The following is a 19,060-nucleotide window of genomic DNA, read 5'->3' as shown; positions in this document are numbered from 1 at the left end:
GATACGCCCGGTGTGCCTTCCGGGTGAAGCGAGCCCCAGGGATGGTGCCCGAGATGCCGGAGCCCGACCGAGCAGCCGAGCGAGCAACCGACCGAGCCATCGACCGTGACGCGGATCGCACCGATCGCACCCCGGATCGCGCCACCGACGGCGCCCCCGCCGGCGCTGCGGACCGTACTGCCGACCGATCCGCTGACCGGTCCGCGGACCGGTCTCCCGGCCGTTCCCCCGCCCGCGACACGGACATCGAGCGGCGCCGCAAGCGCGCGCTGTTCCTGCGGGAGCTGAACGAAGCAAAGGAGCTGCGCGAGCGGGTCCAGCCGCGACGCGCCCGGGTCGCCCGGCTCCGTCAGCAAATGCGGATGCGCACCTTCCGTTGGTGACCGAGCCGCGCGCGTGACCGGGTACGGATCACGTATACGCCGCGTACGCGCCGCGTACACAGCGTGACGGATCAGTACCGTACGGGTGACCGTTCCGGGCCCCCGATGGCCGGACTTTCCAGAGAAGTGACGAAGACCTGGCACGTCGCGGTGCAGAAGACCCTTCGCAACGCCCCGGTTTCTGCCACGATGCCGAGTGGGTGGGGCCAACGGAAGTCGAAAGCGGCCCCCATCCGGTCCGGACGGCCTGAGACCCTGTGGGAGAGTCACGGTGTACTTCGCCGCACTGCTCGCGCGCACCGAGGACGGTTGGCAAGCGAGCGAACCCGATCTCGACGATGTGGAAACCCTCGCCGATCTGAGCGATCTGGCCCGCGCGGCCGGCGACGAGGAGGAAACGGTTCTGGTCTTCATCGAACAGGAGGACGCCTGGTTCGGCGTCATCCGTGTGGACGGTGAAGAGGATCCCAGGATCTACGTGTCCGACGCGGCTGCCGCCGCCCGCAGTTCGTACGGGGAGATCCTGCTCACCGACGAAGTGCTGGGCCGCGACCCCGAGGACCTGGACGAACTCGTGGACCTCGACGGCACCGAGGACGGCGAGGACGACGAGACCGAGGACGCCGTGGCGGGCCCCTCGGAAGACCATGTGCCGACCGGTCCGCTCGGCGAAACCGACATCCTCACGGATCTCGGCATGAGCACCAGGGAACTGCTGGCGCTCAGCGGTGACGGCGCGCTGACCGGTGAGGCGCTCGGCGAGATCGCCGACGCGCTGGGGTGCGGGGACGTGCTGGAGGCGGTCCGCTGACAGACCCTCTGAAGGACCCCTGGGTCGCCGCGATGCGGCTGGCCCTGGAAGAGGCGGCACAGGCCCCGCTCACCGGTGACGTACCGGTGGGCGCGGTCGTGCTGGCCCCCGACGGCACGGTGCTGTCCCGTGCCCGCAACGAGCGCGAGGCCACCGGCGATCCGACCGCCCACGCCGAGGTCCTCGCCATCCGCCGCGCCGCCGCCTCCGTCGGCGGCTGGCGCCTGACCGGCTGCACCCTCGCGGTCACCCTCGAACCGTGCACCATGTGCGCGGGCGCGATCGTCCTCTCCCGGCTCGACCGCGTCGTCTACGGCGCCGCCGACGACAAGGCGGGCGCCGCCGGTTCCCTCTGGGACGTGGTCCGCGACCGCCGCCTCAACCACCGCCCCGAAGTCATCCCCGATGTCCTCCCCACCCCCTCCGCCGCCCTCCTCACCCGCTTCTTCCGTACAACCGATTTCTGACCACCCCCCCGCGTGGGCTAGGATCTCTCTCGGTAGCGTGTCCGAGCGGCCTAAGGAGCACGCCTCGAAAGCGTGTGAGGGGGCAACTCCTCCGTGGGTTCAAATCCCACCGCTACCGCCATGAACAGCGAAGTTGAGGGGCCCGACCGCACTGCGGTCGGGCCCCTCAACGTGTTCGTCGGAGGGCCGTTCGCCGGGGAACCCTTCGTGGCCGTTACTCGTCGTCGTAGCGCTTGAAGTCGCTGGTGTCGATGGTCCAGGGGCCGAAGGGGACCTGGTCGCCGAAGACGTAGGGGAGCACGGTGGAGTAGTGCGGGCCGCTGGAGCCGGGGGCGGGGTCGGCGTAGGTGAAGACGAGACCCTTGCGAGGGTCGATGAGCAGGTAGAGCGGGATGCCCATCGCGGGGTAGTCGGCGGCCTTCTCGACGTAGTCGTTGTCCGGGTTGGACTCGGAGACCACCTCGACCACCGCGAGCAGGTCAGCGGGGTCGACTGTCGGTTTCGGCTCTTCCAGGATGTCGAGCGGGAGGACGACGGCGTCCGGTCGGCGCATCCGCCCCACCGCCGGGTGCTCCACTTCGGCACCTGACTGGGCGACGATGTCACGGTCCGGATGCGTGGCCGGGAGCTGAGCGTTCAACTGGCGGACGACGCGGGTGGCGATGGCCTCGTGGCGGTTGACCGGGCTCATCATCACGACGACCCCGGCAGCTCCGATCTCGATCGCCCAGGCACCTTGCATGCGGTCCGCCAGCGGCCAGAGCTCCTCCGCGATCTTCCGCATACGTGCGTAGACCTGCGGGTCCGCTGCTTCGGTCACGACTCCTCCGTACGGTGGGTTCAACCGGCACCCGAGCCAGTGAAGCGCCTGCAACCGACTGACGCGGTTGCTCCTGCGAGTCTGCATGCCACCGCGGCCATCGCCAAGGCGGACTTGCCCCGGCCTGCGGCGTTCCGGGACCGGCCGAAGAACGACGATCCATGAGCGCATGGCTCCCAAGCCGCGCCGCGCGCCTGTCGCCCCCCAAACGGCTCTACCTTCTTGATCGGGTTGATCGAGCCATTCGTAGGGTTGGGTCGCCCAGGGGTGACCGGCGGTGAGCCCGCGCTGCTGCTGGCGCTGCTGGTCAGCCACGGCCAGGAGGTCCTCACCCGCGTGGTCAACCGCCTGCGCGGCACTCCGCTGTCCATGTTCCCGGCCCTGGAGAGGGCCCTGGACATGGCCAACACCGGCCCACTCAGGCTGCTGACGGGCTGCCAGACTCCGCATGCGATCCGCCGTGCCGGGGTCACTCGGCTGGCGATGGCTCTCAACGAGCATGTTGTCGAGCTGGACAAGCTCATCGAGGACCGGTTTCGCGAGCACGAGCTCGCTGACATCGTGCTGAGCGTCCCGGGCATCGGCACGACTCTCGGAGCCGAGTTCCTCGCCGCCGTCGGTGGCAGCCTGGACAGGTTCGACTTCCCAGACGCCTTGGCGGCCTTCGCCGACGTCGCCGCGGTGAAGGCGCATGGAAGAATCGACGTATGCAGTCTTTTTCCGCCAGCCCCGACAGTCTGAGCGGACCCCTGACCCTCCTTGACGACGAAGGGACGAGCTGGATTCTTCATCGCAATCGGCTTGACCTGCGCATCGTCCGTCGGCTGGTCAAGGACGCCACCACACTTGTCTTCTGGGGAGACATGGGCGGTATGAGCCCCCGGCTCACGACGGCGGCCGAACGTCCCCTGCTCTGGGACCGGATCAAAGACGAGTACATGGGCCCCGGCGGAACATGGTCGACCGGCCGCTACCTGGCTCACGAGTTCCGCGCCGAGCCGGGACGCCGCATGCTCTACGTCGAGGACCACTGCTGAGCTCCGCGCGCGGCGATTGAGTCGGAACCCGTTTCCGCGAACGGAGTCATCGACAACAGCAGTAGGAAGCTGGGACATCACTGCTCCCAAGCCTCACCTCTTCAGTGACCAGCGGTTACTCAATAAACCCGGCCCGCTCCCCCGGTAGAATCGGAGCCATGCCCTCCCCCGTGAACGCCACGACCGGCGAAGGCGCGGCGCCGGGCGCGCCGCGGTGGCCGGGGTGGTCGACGCACGACGAATTCCTCGCGGTGCCGGGTGACGCGGCCCGCGCCTCGCGCCCGCACCGGCGCAATCCCCAGGCCCTCGAACCCGGCGACGGCGTACCGCGGTTCGGCCTCTTCCCCGACGTCCTCCCGCGCGGCCTGCCCGCGACGGAACCGACGACCCCAGGCCCGTAACCGATGCCCGCCACGTCGGAACGCCTGGTCTGGTACGTGTCGTACGGCTCCAACATGTCGCTGGCGCGCCTGCGTTGCTACCTGACGGGCGGCACGGCCCAGGACACCGCGGACGGCGGCGGGCGTACGTATCCCGGTTGCCGCGACCCGCGGATGCCGGAGCGCTCGGTGGGGATCGAGCTGCCGGGGACGGTGTACTTCGCCACCTGGTCGCCGGTCTGGCACGGCGGACGCGCCTTCTACGACCCGCTGGCCCCCGGCCGCGCCTGGGCCCGCGCCCACCTCCTGACCCTCGGTCAGTTCTCGGACATCGCCGCCCAGGAGATGTACGCCGCCCCCGGCCACGACCTCGACCTCACCCGGGTCCTCGCCGAGGGCCGCGACCGCCTCGGCCCCGGCCGCTACGAAACCCTCCTCCACCTCGGCGACCTCGAAACCCACCCCCTCCTCACCTTCACCGCCCCCTGGCACGCCCCCGACGCCCGGCCGGTCGCCCCGTCCCCCGCCTACCTCGCCCACCTCGCCGCGGGCCTCCGCGAAGCCCACACCTGGCCCCCCGAAGCGATCACGACCTACCTCGCGGGCCTCACGTCGCGGAGTACGGCTCGATGAGCGGTCGCGGATCACGTACTCCGCGAACGATCTCCTCCGGCACCCCGGGGCCCTGTGCGTAGTAGCGCCCCTGCGCTTCACCGTGGGCCGACAGCCATCCCGCCCTGACGAGTTCACGGATGTCACGTTGGGCCTGCTGCTCGCTCAACTCCGCGTCCGCCTGGTACGTCGCCCGCCGGACCCGGTTTCCCATCAGGGCCGGGTACAGGGCGTACAGCGTGCGCTCGGGCAGCCCTTGTCGCTCGACGGCCTCCTCAAGCGCGGACCACACCGTGCGGGTGGTCTCGACCTGCCGCTGTACGGCCTGGGCCTGTTGATGGTGGGCGCGCAGGCAGAACCGGACCCAGGCGCGGGTGTCCCGGTCCGGCGTCCAGACCGGGCCGCCGACCTCCGCCAGTACGTCGTAGTAGCGATAGGTGTTGCGGGCCCGGCCCAGCCACTCCTCAATACTGGAGAACTCCGGCGCGACGATCCCTTCCCGCGCCAGGACCAAGGTCTGGAGCGCGCGGGACATCCGGCCGTTTCCGTCCGCCCAGGGGTGGATCGCGACGAGATTGAGGTGCGCCATCGCGGCTCGCACCAGAGCGGGCGCTTCCAGGTCGCCCTCGTTGAGCCAGACGACCAGTTCCGCGATGAGATCCGGCACCGAGTCGGCGTCAGGCGCGGTGTAGGCCGCGATGGTCGGGTCCTCGGGTGAGGTCACGTACACCGCACCGGACCTCCACCAGCCCGGACGTTTGAGCAGGTGGTGGCCTTGCATCATGAAGTGCAGACCGTTGAGCAGACCCTTGCCGTAGGCGAAGTCCGGCCCGGCGTCCGTCAGTCGCTGGATGTACGTCATGGCCTGCCGGTAGCCCTCGATCTCGGCGGAGACCGTCTGGTCGGCCTCGATCGGCGCCTCGCCGAGCATGATGTCTTCGACATCGGCGACGCTCGCCGCGTATCCCTCGATCGTGTTCGAGCCGGCGATCGCCCGCGCTGTCAGATTGCGGCGGAGCTGCCCCTCCCAACGGCGCGGCGTCCGCAGGTGGAGCCGGAGCCGGTCGCGCATCCCCTCGATCTCACCGAGGACCCGCTCATCCACGTCGTCCAGGCCAGGCGTTTCATACAACATGACGCAATGACACCATCATCTCGTCAATACGTCAAACCGTCCCTCAACGCGACCTACCTCGCGGGGCTGGCCAGCGTGGCCTGATCTCGTCGCGCGGGGGGCGTCCGGGGCGGGCGGGGGCGTTCCCCTTGGGGGGCGGACTCCGTACGTTCGTACGGAGTCGGGGTCGCGTTCACCGAAGGGCGGATCGGCGAAGGCGGCGCGACGGTCGGTGTGTCCTGATATGTCTGGTGCGGGCGGCACGAGAGCGAAGGTGGGATCGGGAGCATGGACCTGGCTGAGCGAACGAGGAGCCGAGGGCGGGTCCGGCGCGGACACGTACACCAGGGACACGCGCACCGGGGACACGCGCACCGCGGGCGGATCGCGCTGGCCGCGACGGCCCTGACCGCCGCCGCCGTGCTGGCCGTGGCGCCAGGGGCGTCCGGGGCGTCCGGGGCGTCCGGCGCTCCGGGACCCGAGGCCGCGACGGCCACGCCGGTCAAACACGTCGTGGTCATCTTCGACGAGAACGTCTCCTTCGACCACTACTTCGGTACGTATCCGCAGGCCGCGAACACCGACGGCACGCGCTTCACGGCCGCCCCCGGCACCCCGGCCCCGGTGAATCTGCTCAGCGACGGCTCCCGGCTGCTGACGCACAACCCGAACCAGTACCAGCCGCGCCGCCTGAGCCCGTCGCAGGCGCTCACCTGCGACCAGAACCACAGCTACACGCCCGAGCAGCAGGCGTACGACGACGGCGCGATGGACCAATTCGTGCAGCACACGAGCAGCGACAAGTGCTCGGGGCTGTACGGGAGTCCGGGCCTGACGATGGACTACTTCGACGGGAACACCGTCACCGCGCTGTGGAACTACGCCCAGAACTACACGCTGGGCGACAACAGCTTCGGCGACGTCTTCGGCCCCTCCACGCCCGGCGCGCTCGGCCTGGTCTCCGGGCAGACGCACGGCGGCGTCTCGATCGACCCGAAGACCGGTGAGCAGGTCCCGGTGGAGCGGTCCACGACCGTACGCAGCCCCGACCCCACGACCGGGGTCGGCACGGTCGTCACCGACCCGGACCCGGCGTACGACGACTGCTCGGACAACAACCACACCGCGACCGGCCAGCTCACCGCGATGCGCGGCCGCAACGTCGGGGACCTGCTCAACGACAAGGGCGTGACCTGGGGCTGGTTCCAGGGCGGCTTCGCGCCGACGTCCTCGCCGGGCGGCACGGCGGTCTGCGGCGCGACCCACGCCAATGTCGGCGGCAACGCGTCGGTGGACTACTCGCCGCACCACGAGCCGTTCCAGTACTACGAGTCGACGGCGAACCCGCACCACCTGCCGCCGACGTCCGCCGCGATGATCGGCCGCCAGGACCGGGCCAACCACCAGTACGACCTGACCGACTTCGACACGGCGCTCGCGGCCGGGAATCTGCCCGCGGTGTCGTTCCTGAAGGCGGCCGAGTACCAGGACGGGCACGCGGGCTACTCCGACCCGCTGGACGAGCAGCACTTCCTGGTCCGCGAGATCAACGCGGTCCAGCGGTCGCCGCAGTGGGCGAGCACGGCGGTGATCGTGGCGTACGACGACTCCGACGGCTGGTACGACCAGGTCGCCGCCGCGATCACCAACGGCTCCACCGACGCGGGCGCGGACACCGCGATGTGCGCCGACGGCCCGCCCGCCGCGGGCGGCTACCTCGACCGCTGCGGTCCGGGACCGCGGCTGCCGCTGCTGGTCGTGTCCCCTTACACCCGGCGCGATCACGTCGAGCACGCGCTGACCACCCAGTCGTCCGTCCTGCGCTTCATCGAGGACAACTGGGGGACGGGCCGGATCGGCGACGGCTCCTTCGACGCGACCGCGCACCCGCTCGACCCGATGTTCGACTTCGCCCGGCCCCAGCAGCGCGCGGTGCTGCTGAACGCGGACGGCTCGGTCGCGAAGACCGTGCCGGTACGGGTGGCGCCCGGCCGCAGGACCCCGCTCCCGGAAGGCGCGTCGGGCGGTACGGCGAGCGGTACGACCACGGGTACCAGCAGCGGTACGAGCAGGGGTACGACCACGGGTACGAGCAGCGGTACGAGCAGGGGCGCGGCGTCGGCCGCGGACGCCACGACGGCGGGACCGGGTACGGGCGCGCCCGCCGCCTCGGGGCCGGGCGCCCGGCTGACCGGCACGGAGATCGCCAGCGGGTCCGCCCTGGTGGTGCTGCCGGCGGCGGCGGGCGGCACATGGCTGCTGCTGCTCCGGCGCCGCAGGACGTGACAGCGGGCGGGCGGAAACAAAGCGACGGCAAAGCGAGGTCAAGGGGCGGTAAGCCGCGGCAAGCGGCGGCAAGCGGTGCCGACAGGCCGATCCCACGCTCCGGACCTGCCACGAACCCGAGCCCGACCTTCATCTTCTAAGAGGATGATTGGGACAACAGGCCGTCTGATTACGCCATCTGATGGATAGACTTCCGTGATTGCACACTTGTGACCGTCGGTGCGGGCTGCGGGCTGGGGAGGGCAAAGGCGCATGGCGCAGGCGAAGAAGATCACCATGTACGTACTGGTGATCTTCATCCTCTACACGATCATCAATCAGCCGGCCCGAGCCGCTGATCTCGTCCAGGTAGGCTTCCAGGGCATATCGAACGCCGCGAAGAGCATCGGGAAGTTCATGCACGACCTGGCCAACTGACCGGCGGGCCGTCCCGGCCGCTCCGGCGGCGCACCACCAGTACCCAGCGGCACGCGGCGGCATGCCGGCGGCGAGGGAGTCCCATGATCCGGCATCTGGTCCTGTTCAGGCTCAACGAGGGCGTGCGGCAGGACGAACCGCGTGTCCAGGCGGGCGCGCGGGCCTTCGCCGAGCTCGGCGAGAAGGTGCCCGAAACGCTCTCCTGGGAGTGCGGCTGGAACATCACGGACCGCCCGATCGCCTACGACTTCGCCATCAATTCCACCGTCGCGGACGCGGCGGCGCTGACGGCGTATCTCGAACACCCGGAGCACCGGGCGGCCGTCGCGCTCTGGTCGGAGTTCGCCACCTGGGTGATCGCGGACCTGGAGATCTGACCTCCCGGCCGAGCGCACGACGAGCCTTCGCGCGCCCCCCGCCGACCGGTGGGGGGCGTTTTCGCGCCCTTTGAGCCCCCTCGCGCGCCACCTCCGCGCACCCTTCGCTCCGGATTCACACCGCCGGACGGGGGACTTCCGGGCCGCCGGTTCGTACAACACGGCAATATGCGGTGCTTGCACAAAGCGGACATGAATTGTGATGCTATGACCGCTTTTGCCGGATGAGTGGACCGATAAGGGGTGTGGTGTGCCGGTGTCGGCCCATACGGCGTCAACAACGTATCCCCGAGGCAGAACCCGTACGCCCAGTGCCAACGCGGCGGACGCGAGAGCGCTCACCCAGGTGCTCTTCGAGCAGATCACCAAGCTGGAGCCCGGCACCCCCGAGCACGCACGGGTGCGGGCCGCGCTGATCGAGGTGAATCTGCCGCTGGTGCGCTACGCGGCGGCCCGCTTCAGGAGCCGCAACGAACCGATGGAGGACGTGGTCCAGGTCGGCACGATCGGCCTGATCAACGCGATCGACCGGTTCGACCCGGAGCGCGGCGTGCAGTTCCCGACCTTCGCGATGCCGACCGTCGTCGGCGAGATCAAACGTTACTTCAGGGACAACGTGCGGACCGTGCACGTGCCGCGCCGCCTGCACGAGCTGTGGGTCCAGGTGAGCGGCGCGATCGAGGACCTGACCGTGCTGCACGGCAGGTCGCCGACGACGGCCGAGATCGCCGAGCGGCTCAAGCTCGCCGAGGAGGAGGTGCTGGCGTGCCTGGAGGCGGGCCGCGCCTACCACGCGACCTCACTGGAGGCGGCGCAGGAGGGCGACGGGGCGCCGGGGCTGCTCGACCGGCTCGGCTACGAGGACCCGGCGCTGTCCGGGGTCGAGCACCGCGACCTCGTCCGCCATCTTCTGGTCCAGCTTCCCGAGCGGGAGCGGCGAATCCTGTTGCTCCGCTACTTCGGCAACCTGACGCAGTCCCAGATCAGTGCGGAACTGGGGGTTTCGCAGATGCACGTGTCCCGTCTGCTGTCCCGGAGCTTCGCGCGGCTGAGGTCCGCAAACCAGCTCGAAGCGTAGCTGAAGAGGATTAAGTCACCTGCACAGATATGTCGACATGGCGCTACAGCGTGTTGCCGACATGTGACATTCTGCGGGTACCGCGTTTGTCGCGAGCCGGCCTCCGGTATTCCAGTGGAGGAACAACCGTCGCTCGCGACACCCGTCCGCGACCTCAAGGGGGTGGCATGTCCGTACAGGTGGGCAGTCCCAAGGTGCTCAAGCCCGACACGGCGACCGCACCGCACGATGCTCTTCACGGCGAGGCCATCGACACCCGCACGCTGTCCCGATCGCTGTTCCTGCGCCTCGCGGAACTGCCGGTGGACAGCCCGGAACGCACCTATGTACGTGACACGCTCATCGAGCTGAATCTGCCACTCGTGCGGTACGCAGCCGCTCGCTTCCGCAGTCGGAACGAGCCGATGGAGGACATCGTCCAGGTCGGCACGATCGGCCTGATCAAGGCGATCGACCGCTTCGACTGCGAGCGCGGGGTGGAGTTCCCGACCTTCGCGATGCCGACGATCGTCGGTGAGGTGAAGCGATTCTTCCGCGACACCTCCTGGTCGGTCCGGGTCCCGCGCCGCCTCCAGGAACTGCGGCTGGCGCTCACCAAGGCCAGCGACGACCTCTCCCAGAAGCTGGACAGGTCGCCGACGGTCGCCGAACTGGCGGTCTGCCTCGGGGTGTCGGAGGAGGATGTCGTCGACGGCCTCGCGGTGGGCAACGCGTACACCGCCAGCTCGCTGGACTCCCCGCCGCCCGAGGACGACGGCGGCGAGGGCACCCTCGCGGACCGCCTCGGCTACGAGGACACCGCGCTCGAAGGCGTCGAGTACCGCGAGTCGCTCAAGCCGCTGCTGGCCCAACTGCCGCCGCGCGAACGGCAGATCATCATGCTGCGGTTCTTCGCGAACATGACGCAGTCGCAGATCGGCGAGGAGGTCGGCATCTCCCAGATGCACGTCTCCCGGCTGCTGACCCGCACCCTCGCACAGCTCCGTGACGGCCTCACCGCAGAGGCATGAGGTGGCACTGACGGGGTGGTGACGACCTGACACCCCGTCAGTAAACTGACGTGATGGTCGCGTTGGTCTCGTACGTCGCGTTGAGGAAGACCCAAGCCCTGCTGCGCACCACGGCTCCGGCGCTCGCCGCGCTGGGCCTGCTCGTCATGGCCACCGGCTGCGCGGGCGGCGGCACCACCGGCCATGTCGCGATCGGCGGCGTCGGCCCCTCCCCGAGCGCTCCCGACATCCCCCCGGACGGCGACGTGGTCCTGGTCCCGCTCGACGGCCCGGCCCCCGGCGCCGCGAAGCCGTCCCGTACGCCCTCGGGCACGGACACGGGGCCGCGTACACCCTCCTCCGGAGCGCCCCGGACACCCTCCTCGCCCCACGGGACCCCCACGACCCCCGGCGGACCGGCCAGCGGCTCGACGGCCCAAGCGGGCGGCGGCACGGACTCCGGTACGGACTCCGGTACGGGACCGGGCTCGGCTACGGGCGGCGGCACGGGATCAGGGGGTACGGGACCGGGCGGTACGGGCTCGGGCGGCGGGGCCACGACGGTGCCGCCGACGGCCGCGCGGCTGACCGTGAGCGCGCCCACGCGTACGGCGGACGCGGACCGCTGGTGCGAGAAGGTCGCCGTCACCTTCACCAACGCCGGGGGTCTGCCGGTCACGGCGGGCACGGTCACCTTCGGCACCCACATCATCGGCGGGCTCGGCATCGACTGGGCGACCGTGGAGACGGCGAAGCCCGTGCCGGTGCCGCTGGCGGGCGGGGCGTCGCGCACCGCCTCCTGGGACCTGTGCGTGGACGCCTGGCGGGTGCCGCTGGGCATGCACATCGAGACCAGGGACGTCACGCTGTCCTGACCGGCGCCGTCCTGGCGCCGACCCGGTCCCGGTCTGTCCCCCGATCCGCCCGTGGACCCCATGACAGCCCCGACAACGGACCCGTCAAGACCTGTCCACGGACCTGCCCACCGACCTGTCTACCGACCTGTCCACGGACATCCGTGGCGATATGCCCCCGTTGGCACATCCTGCTGCGTAGGGACGGGCAGGCCGGGCGGTCAGCGCATCGCGAGCGCGACCACTCCGATGACCACGGCCACCGCCACGATCACACCGATCACGAGGCCGACCTTGCTGCGGCCCTGCGCCCGCTGCACCTCGGCGGCGGGCGGCTGCTCGTCGACGAAGGCACGGAACATCTGGGTGTTGCCGGCCGGGTCGTAGTTGTTCTCAGGGTTCGACATGCCGCCTGACCCTAGCGTCTCGACGGAAGGGCCCGCACCCCCGGCCCGCCCGGCGGCCACACGGCCTCCGGCCCGAGCCGTTCAGGCAACCCGGACACGTACCTCTTGGGCGGATACAGGCGTTTCCTTTGCTGAATCTTTGCCGCGATTCCGGGCAAAGAATTTGTCTGGCACAACCAACTACTTTACAGTTGCTTCAGGCAACCAAAGATCACAGCGGACTCACAGGCAGCTCCCGCAGCGGAAGGACAGGTGACCGTCGCATGGCGGACCGCGAGCAGTGCGTGGAACTCGCACACCAGCTCCGCACCACCTTCGTCGTCAGCCGCGAGATCGCCCGGGGGCTGCCGCCCGAGACCCCGCTCACGGCGGTCATGGTGCTCGGCGCCCTCGACCGCCACGGCGAGCTGCGGATGAGCAGGCTCGCCGAACTCCTCGACGTCGACATGTCCGTGACGAGCCGTCATGTCGCCTTCGGCGTCGAGCGCGGCTGGATCGACCGGGCCCCCGACCCGCTGGACCGCCGCTCACGGCTGCTGCGGCTCACCGAACACGGCACGCGGACACTGCGGTCCTCGTCCGACCGGGCCGCCGCCGTGGTCGCCGACCATCTGGCCGACTGGCCGGACGCCGACGTGGCCCGGCTCTCCGAACTGCTCGCCCGGCTGCGTGACAGCTTCGGCGACTGCCGCTCCGCCGCCTCGCGCGGCGGCGCCCACCACATATCGCGCGCCCAGACGGGCTGAAGAGGACTGAAGATGGCAACAACAACCCAGGCCGGCAAGCGGGACGGGCAGGCACCGGAACCGGGCCACGGCGGCCAGGAATCCGCGCCCATGTCGCACCGGCAGATCATGGAGGCGCTGTCCGGGCTGCTGCTCGGTCTGTTCGTGGCGATCCTGTCGTCCACGATCGTCTCCAACGCCCTGCCCCGCATACTCGCCGACATCGGCGGCGGGCAGAGCGCGTACACCTGGGTGGTCACCGCCTCGCTTCTCGCGGTCACCGCGACCACCCCGATCTGGGGCAAGCTCTCCGACCTGTTCAGCAAGAAGCTGCTGATCCAGCTCTCGCTGGTGATCTACGTGGTCGGCTCGATCGTGGCCGGCTTCTCCACCAACCCCGGCATGCTGATCGCCTGCCGCCTGGTCCAGGGCGTCGGCGCGGGCGGTCTGTCCGCGCTGTCGCAGGTGATCATGGCCGCGATGATCTCGCCCCGGGAGCGCGGCCGTTACAGCGGCTACCTCGGCGCGACCTTCGCCATCGCGACCGTCGGCGGCCCGCTGATCGGCGGTGTCATCGTCGACTCCACGCTCGGCTGGCGCTGGTGCTTCTACGTCGGTGTGCCGTTCGCCGTCGCCGCGCTGGTCGTGCTCCAGAAGACGCTGCACCTGCCGGTGGTCAAGCGGAAGGTGCGGATCGACTGGACCGGCGCCTTCCTGATCACCGCGGCCGTCTCGCTGCTCATGGTGTGGATCTCGCTCGCCGGCGAGAGCTACGCGTGGGTGTCCTGGCAGAGCTACGTGATGGTGCCGCTGTCCCTCGTGCTCGGCGCGCTGTTCGTCTACACCGAGACCCGCGCGGCCGAACCGATCGTCCCGCTGCGGCTGTTCCGCAACAAGACGATCACCCTCACCTCGATCGCGAGCCTCTTCGTCGGTATCGCGATGTTCGCCGGCACGGTCTTCCTGAGCCAGTACTTCCAGCTCGCCCGCGGCAAGACCCCGACGATGTCCGGCATCATGACGATCCCGCTGATCGGCGGCCTGTTCATCGCCTCGACCGTCTCCGGCCAGATCATCACCCGCACCGGCCGCTGGAAGGCGTTCCTGGTCTCCGGCGCGGTCCTGCTCACCGCGGGCTCCGCGACCCTCGGCCTGATCCGCAACGACACCCCGTACTGGGAAGTCGCCGTCTACATGGCCCTGTTGGGCCTCGGCGTCGGCATGATGATGCAGAATCTGGTGCTCGCCGTGCAGAACCAGGTCTCCGTCGCGGACCTCGGCTCGGCCAGTTCCCTGGTCACCTTCTTCCGCTCGCTGGGCGGCGCGGTCGGCGTCACCGCGCTCGGCGCGGTGCTCGGCAACCGCGTCACGCACTTCGTCACCACGGGCCTCGCCGACCACCACATCACCGGCGCCGGGACCGGCGGCGGCATCCCGGACGTCGAGCAACTGCCCGCCCCCGTCAGGGGGATCGTGGAGAGCGCGTACGGCCACGGCATCGGCGACGTCTTCCTGTACGCCGCGCCCTTCGCCCTGCTCTCCTTCCTGCTGGTGATCTTCGTCAAGGAGACCGCCCTGCGCACCCGCAGCGGTTTGCAGCAGGCTGAGGCGGGTACAGGCCGGGCGGCGGAAGTCGCCGTCGCGGAGCTGGCGGCGGCCGAGACCGGCGCGGCGGACATCGCCGCCACCCAGACGGGTACGCCCGAGGCGGAAGCCGTCCGGGACCGGTCGGGCGACCAGACCCGGTAACCGGGAGGGCCGGTCACCCGGCCCGCAGGAACTCCCGGCCGACTGTCCTGTTCCCACAGCGGAGAGGTCCAGGGCGGCGGACGGGACCGGGTCCCGGAGGACGGCCGGAGCAGGGGACGGCCGAGGCCGTCCACCGGGACCCAGCACGAAGGGCGTGCCGCCGGAGCCGATGTCACGGCACGGCGGCCCGCCCCCTCTCGTCGGACGCCGTTTCGGCGTAAGGCCGCAGGCGCCTGCGGCCGCATCCGCGGGTGCCCGACGTAGGGTGCTGGCATGGCTCCCAACATCGCCACGAATACGTCCGTCACGCTGGATGAGCTGCTGGAGTTCGTGCGCCCGCGGCACCGCGCGATCCTGCTCACCACCCGTTCCGACGGCCGCCCGCAGGCGTCCCCGCTCACCTGCGGGGTCGACGACTCCGGCCGGATCGTCGTGTCGACCTACCCCGAGCGGGCCAAGACGCGCAACGCCCGCCGCGATCCGCGCGCCTCGGTCGTGATCCTCTCCGACGAGTGGAACGGCCCCTGGGTGCAGGTCGACGGCACCGCCGAGGTCATCGACAGCCCCGAGTCCGTCGAGCCGCTGGTCGAGTACTTCCGCAACATCTCGGGCGAGCACCCCGACTGGGACGAGTACCGCTCCGCGATGGTGCGGCAGGGCAAGTCCCTGATCCGCGTCACCCCGGAGCGGTGGGGCCCCATCGCCACCGGCGGCTTCCCGGCCCGGCTGGCGTAGCGCGCACTCCCCGTCCCGTCGGGGGTTCCGACTCCCGCGCCCCGAGCGGTCGTTGCCCTCAGCCGCTCAGGGCGGCGGTCGGGTGGGTGCGGGCGGCGCGGATCGCCGGGTAGAGCCCGGCCACCGCGCCGATGAACAAGGTCGCGCCGACCGCGATCAGCAGGGTCACCGGCGGCACCGACAGCGGCCAGCCCTTGATGACGGCGAAGCCCGCCGTCACCGCGACGCCGAGGGCCGAGCCGAGGACGCCGCCGAGCGCCGAGAGCAGCAGGGCCTCCGCGAGGAACTGCGCCCGGATATGGCGGCGGGTGGCGCCCAGCGCGCGGCGCAGCCCGATCTCGCGGCGGCGTTCCAGCACGGAGATGATCATCGTGTTGGCCACGCCGATGCCGCCGACGAGGAGGGCCACGGAGCCGAGCCCGACGAGCAGCCCGGTGAACGCCTGGTCGGCGGCGTTCTTCGCGGCGAGCGCGTCGGAGGGCCTGGACACGGTGACCTCGTCGGGCGCCTGCGGGTTGACCGTACGGCCGAGGCGGGAGCGTACGGAGTCCACGGCCGCGTCCGCCGAGCGCTCGTACACCACGGTCGGGCTGCCGTCGTAGCCGAACTGCGAGCGCGCGACGGGGGTGCCGACCAGTGCGGAGGTGTCCAGCTCCGGGGCGAGCGGCACCGCTTCGAGGATGCCGACCACGGTGAAGTACCGGTCGCCCAGCCACACTTGGGAGCCGGGGGAGACAACTCCCAGCCGCTCGGCGGTCTTCGAGCCGAGGACGACGGCGGGGAACTTCGCGGTGGCGGCGTTGAGCCACGATCCGGCCGCGAGTCTGGCGCCCACGGTGCCGATCAGGCGGAGGTCGGCCGCGCGGGCGGTGATGCCGCCGGTGGCGTCCTTGTCGGACAAGTGGCTGCGGTACACCGGGACGCTGAGGTCGCCGTAGCCGCTGGTGCTCTCGACGCCGTCCAGGAGGCCGACCTTCGCGATCGTGTCCTGCGGCAGCTTCGTGTCCTGCCCGAAGAGGCTCTTGCCCGCCTGCGCGGTCAGCAGATTCGTACCGAGCTTGGCGAGTTGGGCGTTGAGCTTCGCCTGGCTCGACGCGGAGATGCCGACGACGGCGATCATGGCGGCGATGCCGATCGCGATGCCCAGCGCCGAGAGGAGCGCGCGGGCGGGACGGGTGCGCAGCCCGACCGTGCCGAGTCGCAGCAGGTCGCGGCCGAGCAGGCGCGAGCGGGGCGGCCTCCGGCCCGGACGCGGTGGAGAGGCCGCCGCCGTGGCCTGGGCGCTCACGCCGACGCCCTTTCGCCGGAGGCGACAGAGGACGCCCCTCGCGCCACTCCCCCGGAGGGCCCGCTGTCCCCAACGGCTCCCGCACCACCGGCCGCTCCGGCCGCTTTGGCAGCTCCGGCAGACACGGCCGCTTCGGCCGCTCCGGCAGGCCGGGGCGCTGTGGACGCCCCGGCCGGGCCCGAGTCCGACAGGACTCGTCCGTCGCGGATGGCGATCCGGCGGGGCAGGCGGGCGGCCAGCTCGGCGTCGTGGGTGATGACCAGGACGGTGGTGCCCCGGGCGTTGATCTCGTGCAGGAGCTCGACGACCCCCGCGCCGGAGGCCGAGTCGAGGTTGCCGGTCGGCTCGTCCGCGAGGAGCAGCGGCGGGTCGCCGACCACGGCGCGTGCGATGGCGACGCGCTGCCGCTCGCCGCCGGAGAGCTGGTTCGACTTGTGGTCGTGGCGGTGGGCGAGCCCGACGCGGTCGAGGACGGCCCGCGCGCGCTCGCGCCGCTCGGAGCGGGGGACGCCCGAATAGAGCAGCCCGTCGGCCACGTTGTCGAGCGCGGTGACGCCGTCGGCCAGGTGGAACTGCTGGAACACGAAGCCGATCCGGTGCGCGCGCAAGGCGGACAGGGCACGGTCGGAGAGGTCGTTCACATCCACCCCTTCGATGGCGACCGAGCCCGCGGTGGGCCGGTCGAGGGTCCCGATCAGGTTGAGGAGGGTCGATTTGCCGGAGCCGCTGGGGCCGACGAGCGCGACCAGTTCGCCCTTCCGCACGGTCAGGCTCACTCCCGCGCACGCGAGTACCGGAGGCTCGCCGTAACCGCGCTCGACATCGCGCAGTACGACGATGTCACCGCTGTCGCCGCTGTCGCCGCTGTCGCCGCTGTCGCCGCTGTCGCCGCCGCCGAACTCGTCGCGGCCGCCGCTGAGTTCCCTGGTGTCGCTCACAGTCCCGGCACCACGACCCTCTGACCCTCGGCGACGCCGTCGCCGGAGATCTCCACCCGGCCGCCCGCGAACAGGCCGGTCCTCACGGGGACGCGCGTGGTCCTGCCGTCGGGTCCGACGACCTCGACCCCGAACCGGTCGCCGTCGAGGGCCTGGAGGGCGCCGACGGGTACGGACAGCACGTGCTCGCGCTTCGCCGAGGGGAAGTTGACGGTCACCGTCGCCTGCTGGAGCGCGCCCACCGCGGCGGGGTCGACCAGCGAGACGACGACGGGGATCACCACGGCCTTGCCGGTGCCGCCCTCCTTCTCCGTGGGCACCCCGACACCGGTGATCGTGCCCTTCGTGGACGTGCCCGAGGGCAGGTCGATGGTCACCTTGCCGCCCACGACGGCCAGTTGCTGATCGGCGAGCTTGAGGTCGACGTCCACCTTCTTGTCGAGTCCCGTGATGCCGAGAACCGGCGCGCCCGCGCCGAGCCGGTCGCCGACGGACACCTTCACGGCGGCGACGCGTACGTCCCCCGGCACGAAGACGACGCGGCCGAGTTCGACGGTGCCGGTACGGCGCTGGCCCGTGGCCTTCTGCCAGGCGCGGACCGCCTCCGCGGTGCGCGCGGTGAACTTCTCGTCGGGTGCGAGGCCGAAGTACCCGAGCTTGGCGAGGCCGCGCTCCAACTGCCTGACGTCGGGCCCGTCGTCCATCCCGGCGCGGAAGGCGCGCCAGGCGGGAAGCGGCCCGCGGAAGAGGAACACCGGCACGTTGTCGACCGCGAAGAGCCGCTGGCCGAGCCTGATCCGCGTGCCGGTGGCGGGCAGTTGGGTGACCACGCCGTCCAGGCCGCCCGCGATGTCGCGCGCGACGGCGAAGGCGAGGGTGCCGGAGTTCTTGGTCGTACCGGTGAGCGTGCCGCGCTCGACCGGCGCGGTCTCGACGTGCGGGGTCTCCTTGGCGGTCGCGGGCGAGCGGTCACTGCCGTACGCGTAGATCCCGGCGGCGCCGCCGCCCCCGAGCAGGAGGACGACCGCGAGGGCGGCGCCGGTCACGGCGAAGCGTTTCCTAGCCATTGGGGCGCACGCCCCCCATGTCCGCGTTGCCGCCGCTCGCGCACTTGGCGACCACGTCCTTGGGCGCGTCCTGCGGGACGGTCAGGCCGATGACGCCCTTGCCGGGGTCGGGGACGTCCACGCCGTTGTCGCGGAAGCACTTGGCGCTCTTGAGCGCGTCCTCCTGCAACTGCTCGTCCGTCTTGTTCTCCATGCCGGGTACGGGCGGCGGGTCGCCGAGCGTCCCGCGGCACTTCGTACTGGCCTTCTCCAGCGCGGCCATCTCCGAGGCGTCCTGCGACTCGGTGACGGCGAGGCCGCCCTTGCCCGGGTCGGGGAAGTCGATGCCCTCGTCGCGCATGCACGTGGAGAAGGCGAGCTGCCAGTCCTCGAAGCTCTTCGCCTTGGCGGTGGGCTTGCCGGTGTCAGCCGTGCCGCCGCCGTCGGTGCCGCCGCCGCAGGCCCCGAGGAGCACGATCGTCAGCGGTACCGCGGCCACGGACCCGAGCAGGCGCCGGCGCTGCTTAGTAAGGAACATGGTGTCGTC

20 protein-coding genes, 1 tRNA gene and 3 pseudogenes are annotated in these 19,060 nt (G+C 70.9%); 17 read left to right on the top strand and 7 right to left on the bottom strand.

The annotated features are described in order from the left end of the window. The first annotated feature begins 53 nt into the window (after positions 1 to 53). The 4 genes from ACFZAM_RS03225 to ACFZAM_RS03210 all read left to right on the top strand — a co-directional run bounded on the left by ACFZAM_RS03225 (position 54) and on the right by ACFZAM_RS03210 (position 1,782). The gene (locus tag ACFZAM_RS03225; RefSeq protein ID WP_391042310.1) at positions 54 to 383 is read left to right on the top strand and encodes a hypothetical protein; all 330 of its coding nucleotides are present in this window, start codon (positions 54 to 56) and stop codon (positions 381 to 383) included. Between the two features lie 271 nt (positions 384 to 654). Next, positions 655 to 1,194, top strand: coding sequence for a hypothetical protein (locus ACFZAM_RS03220; RefSeq protein WP_355336524.1), 540 nt, complete (start codon positions 655 to 657; stop codon positions 1,192 to 1,194). 32 nt (positions 1,195 to 1,226) lie between these two features. Further along, a complete protein-coding gene (locus ACFZAM_RS03215) occupies positions 1,227 to 1,661 on the top strand; it encodes a nucleoside deaminase (RefSeq protein ID WP_355336525.1) in 435 nt (144 codons plus the stop codon). Between the two features lie 31 nt (positions 1,662 to 1,692). Then, positions 1,693 to 1,782, top strand: a tRNA-Ser gene (locus tag ACFZAM_RS03210). A 93-nt stretch (positions 1,783 to 1,875) separates the two neighbouring features. On the opposite strand, the gene ACFZAM_RS03205 is transcribed toward ACFZAM_RS03210, so the two are convergent. Then, entirely contained in the window at positions 1,876 to 2,481 is a 606-nt protein-coding gene (locus ACFZAM_RS03205; RefSeq protein ID WP_391042308.1) for a Uma2 family endonuclease, read from the bottom strand. 267 nt (positions 2,482 to 2,748) lie between these two features. On the opposite strand from ACFZAM_RS03205, the pseudogene ACFZAM_RS03200 reads away from it, so the two are divergent. The 4 genes and pseudogenes from ACFZAM_RS03200 to ACFZAM_RS03185 all read left to right on the top strand — a co-directional run. Further along, a pseudogene (locus tag ACFZAM_RS03200) lies at positions 2,749 to 3,159 on the top strand (transposase); the annotation flags it as partial. 29 nt (positions 3,160 to 3,188) lie between these two features. Then, the gene (locus ACFZAM_RS03195; RefSeq protein WP_391042306.1) at positions 3,189 to 3,518 is read left to right on the top strand and encodes a hypothetical protein; all 330 of its coding nucleotides are present in this window, start codon (positions 3,189 to 3,191) and stop codon (positions 3,516 to 3,518) included. A 158-nt stretch (positions 3,519 to 3,676) separates the two neighbouring features. Further along, positions 3,677 to 3,919, top strand: a complete 243-nt coding sequence (locus ACFZAM_RS03190; RefSeq protein WP_391042304.1) for a hypothetical protein — start codon at positions 3,677 to 3,679, stop codon at positions 3,917 to 3,919. Positions 3,920 to 3,922: 3 nt separating this feature from the next. Beyond that, positions 3,923 to 4,531, top strand: coding sequence for a histone deacetylase (locus ACFZAM_RS03185; RefSeq protein ID WP_391042303.1), 609 nt, complete (start codon positions 3,923 to 3,925; stop codon positions 4,529 to 4,531). Here the strand turns inward: ACFZAM_RS03185 and ACFZAM_RS03180 are convergent. Continuing rightward, positions 4,506 to 5,645, bottom strand: a complete 1,140-nt coding sequence (locus tag ACFZAM_RS03180; RefSeq protein WP_355336530.1) for a Fic family protein — start codon at positions 5,643 to 5,645, stop codon at positions 4,506 to 4,508. The two genes, ACFZAM_RS03185 and ACFZAM_RS03180, sit on opposite strands and share 26 nt — an antisense overlap. Before the next feature lie 267 nt (positions 5,646 to 5,912). On the opposite strand from ACFZAM_RS03180, the gene ACFZAM_RS03175 reads away from it, so the two are divergent. The 6 genes from ACFZAM_RS03175 to ACFZAM_RS03150 all read left to right on the top strand — a co-directional run bounded on the left by ACFZAM_RS03175 (position 5,913) and on the right by ACFZAM_RS03150 (position 11,646). Further along, positions 5,913 to 7,910 carry an alkaline phosphatase family protein gene (locus ACFZAM_RS03175; protein ID WP_391042302.1) on the top strand — a complete coding sequence of 666 codons (1,998 nt, stop codon included), beginning with the start codon at positions 5,913 to 5,915 and terminating at the stop codon, positions 7,908 to 7,910. 252 nt (positions 7,911 to 8,162) lie between these two features. Further along, positions 8,163 to 8,327, top strand: a complete 165-nt coding sequence (locus ACFZAM_RS03170) for a hypothetical protein (protein WP_188284483.1) — start codon at positions 8,163 to 8,165, stop codon at positions 8,325 to 8,327. An 83-nt stretch (positions 8,328 to 8,410) separates the two neighbouring features. Continuing rightward, the gene (locus ACFZAM_RS03165) at positions 8,411 to 8,704 is read left to right on the top strand and encodes a Dabb family protein (protein ID WP_355336532.1); all 294 of its coding nucleotides are present in this window, start codon (positions 8,411 to 8,413) and stop codon (positions 8,702 to 8,704) included. Positions 8,705 to 8,960: 256 nt separating this feature from the next. Beyond that, positions 8,961 to 9,782: a SigB/SigF/SigG family RNA polymerase sigma factor gene (locus ACFZAM_RS03160; protein ID WP_391042301.1), complete on the top strand. Its 822-nt coding sequence runs from the start codon at positions 8,961 to 8,963 to the stop codon at positions 9,780 to 9,782. 167 nt (positions 9,783 to 9,949) lie between these two features. Next, positions 9,950 to 10,792: an RNA polymerase sigma factor SigF gene (locus ACFZAM_RS03155; RefSeq protein WP_093712083.1), complete on the top strand. Its 843-nt coding sequence runs from the start codon at positions 9,950 to 9,952 to the stop codon at positions 10,790 to 10,792. A gap of 53 nt (positions 10,793 to 10,845) precedes the next feature. After that, positions 10,846 to 11,646: a hypothetical protein gene (locus tag ACFZAM_RS03150; protein WP_391042299.1), complete on the top strand. Its 801-nt coding sequence runs from the start codon at positions 10,846 to 10,848 to the stop codon at positions 11,644 to 11,646. A gap of 200 nt (positions 11,647 to 11,846) precedes the next feature. On the opposite strand, the gene ACFZAM_RS03145 is transcribed toward ACFZAM_RS03150, so the two are convergent. Further along, complete coding sequence (locus ACFZAM_RS03145; protein WP_355336534.1) at positions 11,847 to 12,032, bottom strand: hypothetical protein; 186 nt, start codon at positions 12,030 to 12,032, stop codon at positions 11,847 to 11,849. A gap of 263 nt (positions 12,033 to 12,295) precedes the next feature. Here ACFZAM_RS03145 and ACFZAM_RS03140 point away from each other — a divergent pair, with 263 nt between their 5' ends. The 3 genes and pseudogenes from ACFZAM_RS03140 to ACFZAM_RS03130 all read left to right on the top strand — a co-directional run bounded on the left by ACFZAM_RS03140 (position 12,296) and on the right by ACFZAM_RS03130 (position 15,241). Next, positions 12,296 to 12,778: a MarR family winged helix-turn-helix transcriptional regulator gene (locus tag ACFZAM_RS03140; RefSeq protein WP_355336535.1), complete on the top strand. Its 483-nt coding sequence runs from the start codon at positions 12,296 to 12,298 to the stop codon at positions 12,776 to 12,778. A 12-nt stretch (positions 12,779 to 12,790) separates the two neighbouring features. Next, positions 12,791 to 14,476, top strand: a pseudogene (locus tag ACFZAM_RS03135) (MDR family MFS transporter); the annotation flags it as partial. A 303-nt stretch (positions 14,477 to 14,779) separates the two neighbouring features. Beyond that, the gene (locus ACFZAM_RS03130; protein WP_391042297.1) at positions 14,780 to 15,241 is read left to right on the top strand and encodes a TIGR03618 family F420-dependent PPOX class oxidoreductase; all 462 of its coding nucleotides are present in this window, start codon (positions 14,780 to 14,782) and stop codon (positions 15,239 to 15,241) included. A gap of 58 nt (positions 15,242 to 15,299) precedes the next feature. Here the strand turns inward: ACFZAM_RS03130 and ACFZAM_RS03125 are convergent, their stop codons facing one another. The 4 genes and pseudogenes from ACFZAM_RS03125 to ACFZAM_RS03110 form a co-directional block, all read right to left on the bottom strand. Continuing rightward, entirely contained in the window at positions 15,300 to 16,529 is a 1,230-nt protein-coding gene (locus ACFZAM_RS03125) for an FtsX-like permease family protein (protein WP_391042295.1), read from the bottom strand. Positions 16,530 to 16,693: 164 nt separating this feature from the next. Beyond that, a pseudogene (locus ACFZAM_RS03120) lies at positions 16,694 to 17,368 on the bottom strand (ABC transporter ATP-binding protein); the annotation flags it as partial. A 95-nt stretch (positions 17,369 to 17,463) separates the two neighbouring features. Continuing rightward, positions 17,464 to 18,534, bottom strand: a complete 1,071-nt coding sequence (locus ACFZAM_RS03115) for a peptidoglycan-binding protein (protein ID WP_391042293.1) — start codon at positions 18,532 to 18,534, stop codon at positions 17,464 to 17,466. Continuing rightward, positions 18,527 to 19,051, bottom strand: coding sequence for a hypothetical protein (locus tag ACFZAM_RS03110; RefSeq protein ID WP_355336538.1), 525 nt, complete (start codon positions 19,049 to 19,051; stop codon positions 18,527 to 18,529). The genes ACFZAM_RS03115 and ACFZAM_RS03110 overlap by 8 nt, the downstream gene beginning before the upstream one ends. Positions 19,052 to 19,060 lie beyond the last annotated feature (9 nt).

This window comes from Streptomyces sp. NPDC008079 (assembly GCF_042957385.1).
Taxonomy (GTDB): domain Bacteria; phylum Actinomycetota; class Actinomycetes; order Streptomycetales; family Streptomycetaceae; genus Actinacidiphila.
The sequence above is the reverse complement of the archived record's forward strand: the minus strand, read 5'-3'. Positions and strand labels throughout refer to the sequence as shown.

Excerpts from the sequence above, each read along its gene's own strand:
- ACFZAM_RS03225 (WP_391042310.1), top strand. The coding sequence starts at position 54 with ATGCCGGAGCCCGACCGAGCAGCCGAGCGAGCAACCGACCGAGCCATC.
- ACFZAM_RS03215 (WP_355336525.1), top strand. The coding sequence starts at position 1,227 with ATGCGGCTGGCCCTGGAAGAGGCGGCACAGGCCCCGCTCACCGGTGAC.
- ACFZAM_RS03195 (WP_391042306.1), top strand. The coding sequence starts at position 3,189 with ATGCAGTCTTTTTCCGCCAGCCCCGACAGTCTGAGCGGACCCCTGACC.
- ACFZAM_RS03190 (WP_391042304.1), top strand. The coding sequence starts at position 3,677 with ATGCCCTCCCCCGTGAACGCCACGACCGGCGAAGGCGCGGCGCCGGGC.
- ACFZAM_RS03185 (WP_391042303.1), top strand. The coding sequence starts at position 3,923 with ATGCCCGCCACGTCGGAACGCCTGGTCTGGTACGTGTCGTACGGCTCC.
- ACFZAM_RS03180 (WP_355336530.1), bottom strand. The coding sequence starts at position 5,645 with ATGTTGTATGAAACGCCTGGCCTGGACGACGTGGATGAGCGGGTCCTC.
- ACFZAM_RS03175 (WP_391042302.1), top strand. The coding sequence starts at position 5,913 with ATGGACCTGGCTGAGCGAACGAGGAGCCGAGGGCGGGTCCGGCGCGGA.
- ACFZAM_RS03170 (WP_188284483.1), top strand. The coding sequence starts at position 8,163 with ATGGCGCAGGCGAAGAAGATCACCATGTACGTACTGGTGATCTTCATC.
- ACFZAM_RS03165 (WP_355336532.1), top strand. The coding sequence starts at position 8,411 with ATGATCCGGCATCTGGTCCTGTTCAGGCTCAACGAGGGCGTGCGGCAG.
- ACFZAM_RS03155 (WP_093712083.1), top strand. The coding sequence starts at position 9,950 with ATGTCCGTACAGGTGGGCAGTCCCAAGGTGCTCAAGCCCGACACGGCG.
- ACFZAM_RS03150 (WP_391042299.1), top strand. The coding sequence starts at position 10,846 with ATGGTCGCGTTGGTCTCGTACGTCGCGTTGAGGAAGACCCAAGCCCTG.
- ACFZAM_RS03145 (WP_355336534.1), bottom strand. The coding sequence starts at position 12,032 with ATGTCGAACCCTGAGAACAACTACGACCCGGCCGGCAACACCCAGATG.
- ACFZAM_RS03140 (WP_355336535.1), top strand. The coding sequence starts at position 12,296 with ATGGCGGACCGCGAGCAGTGCGTGGAACTCGCACACCAGCTCCGCACC.
- ACFZAM_RS03130 (WP_391042297.1), top strand. The coding sequence starts at position 14,780 with ATGGCTCCCAACATCGCCACGAATACGTCCGTCACGCTGGATGAGCTG.
- ACFZAM_RS03115 (WP_391042293.1), bottom strand. The coding sequence starts at position 18,534 with ATGGCTAGGAAACGCTTCGCCGTGACCGGCGCCGCCCTCGCGGTCGTC.
- ACFZAM_RS03110 (WP_355336538.1), bottom strand. The coding sequence starts at position 19,051 with ATGTTCCTTACTAAGCAGCGCCGGCGCCTGCTCGGGTCCGTGGCCGCG.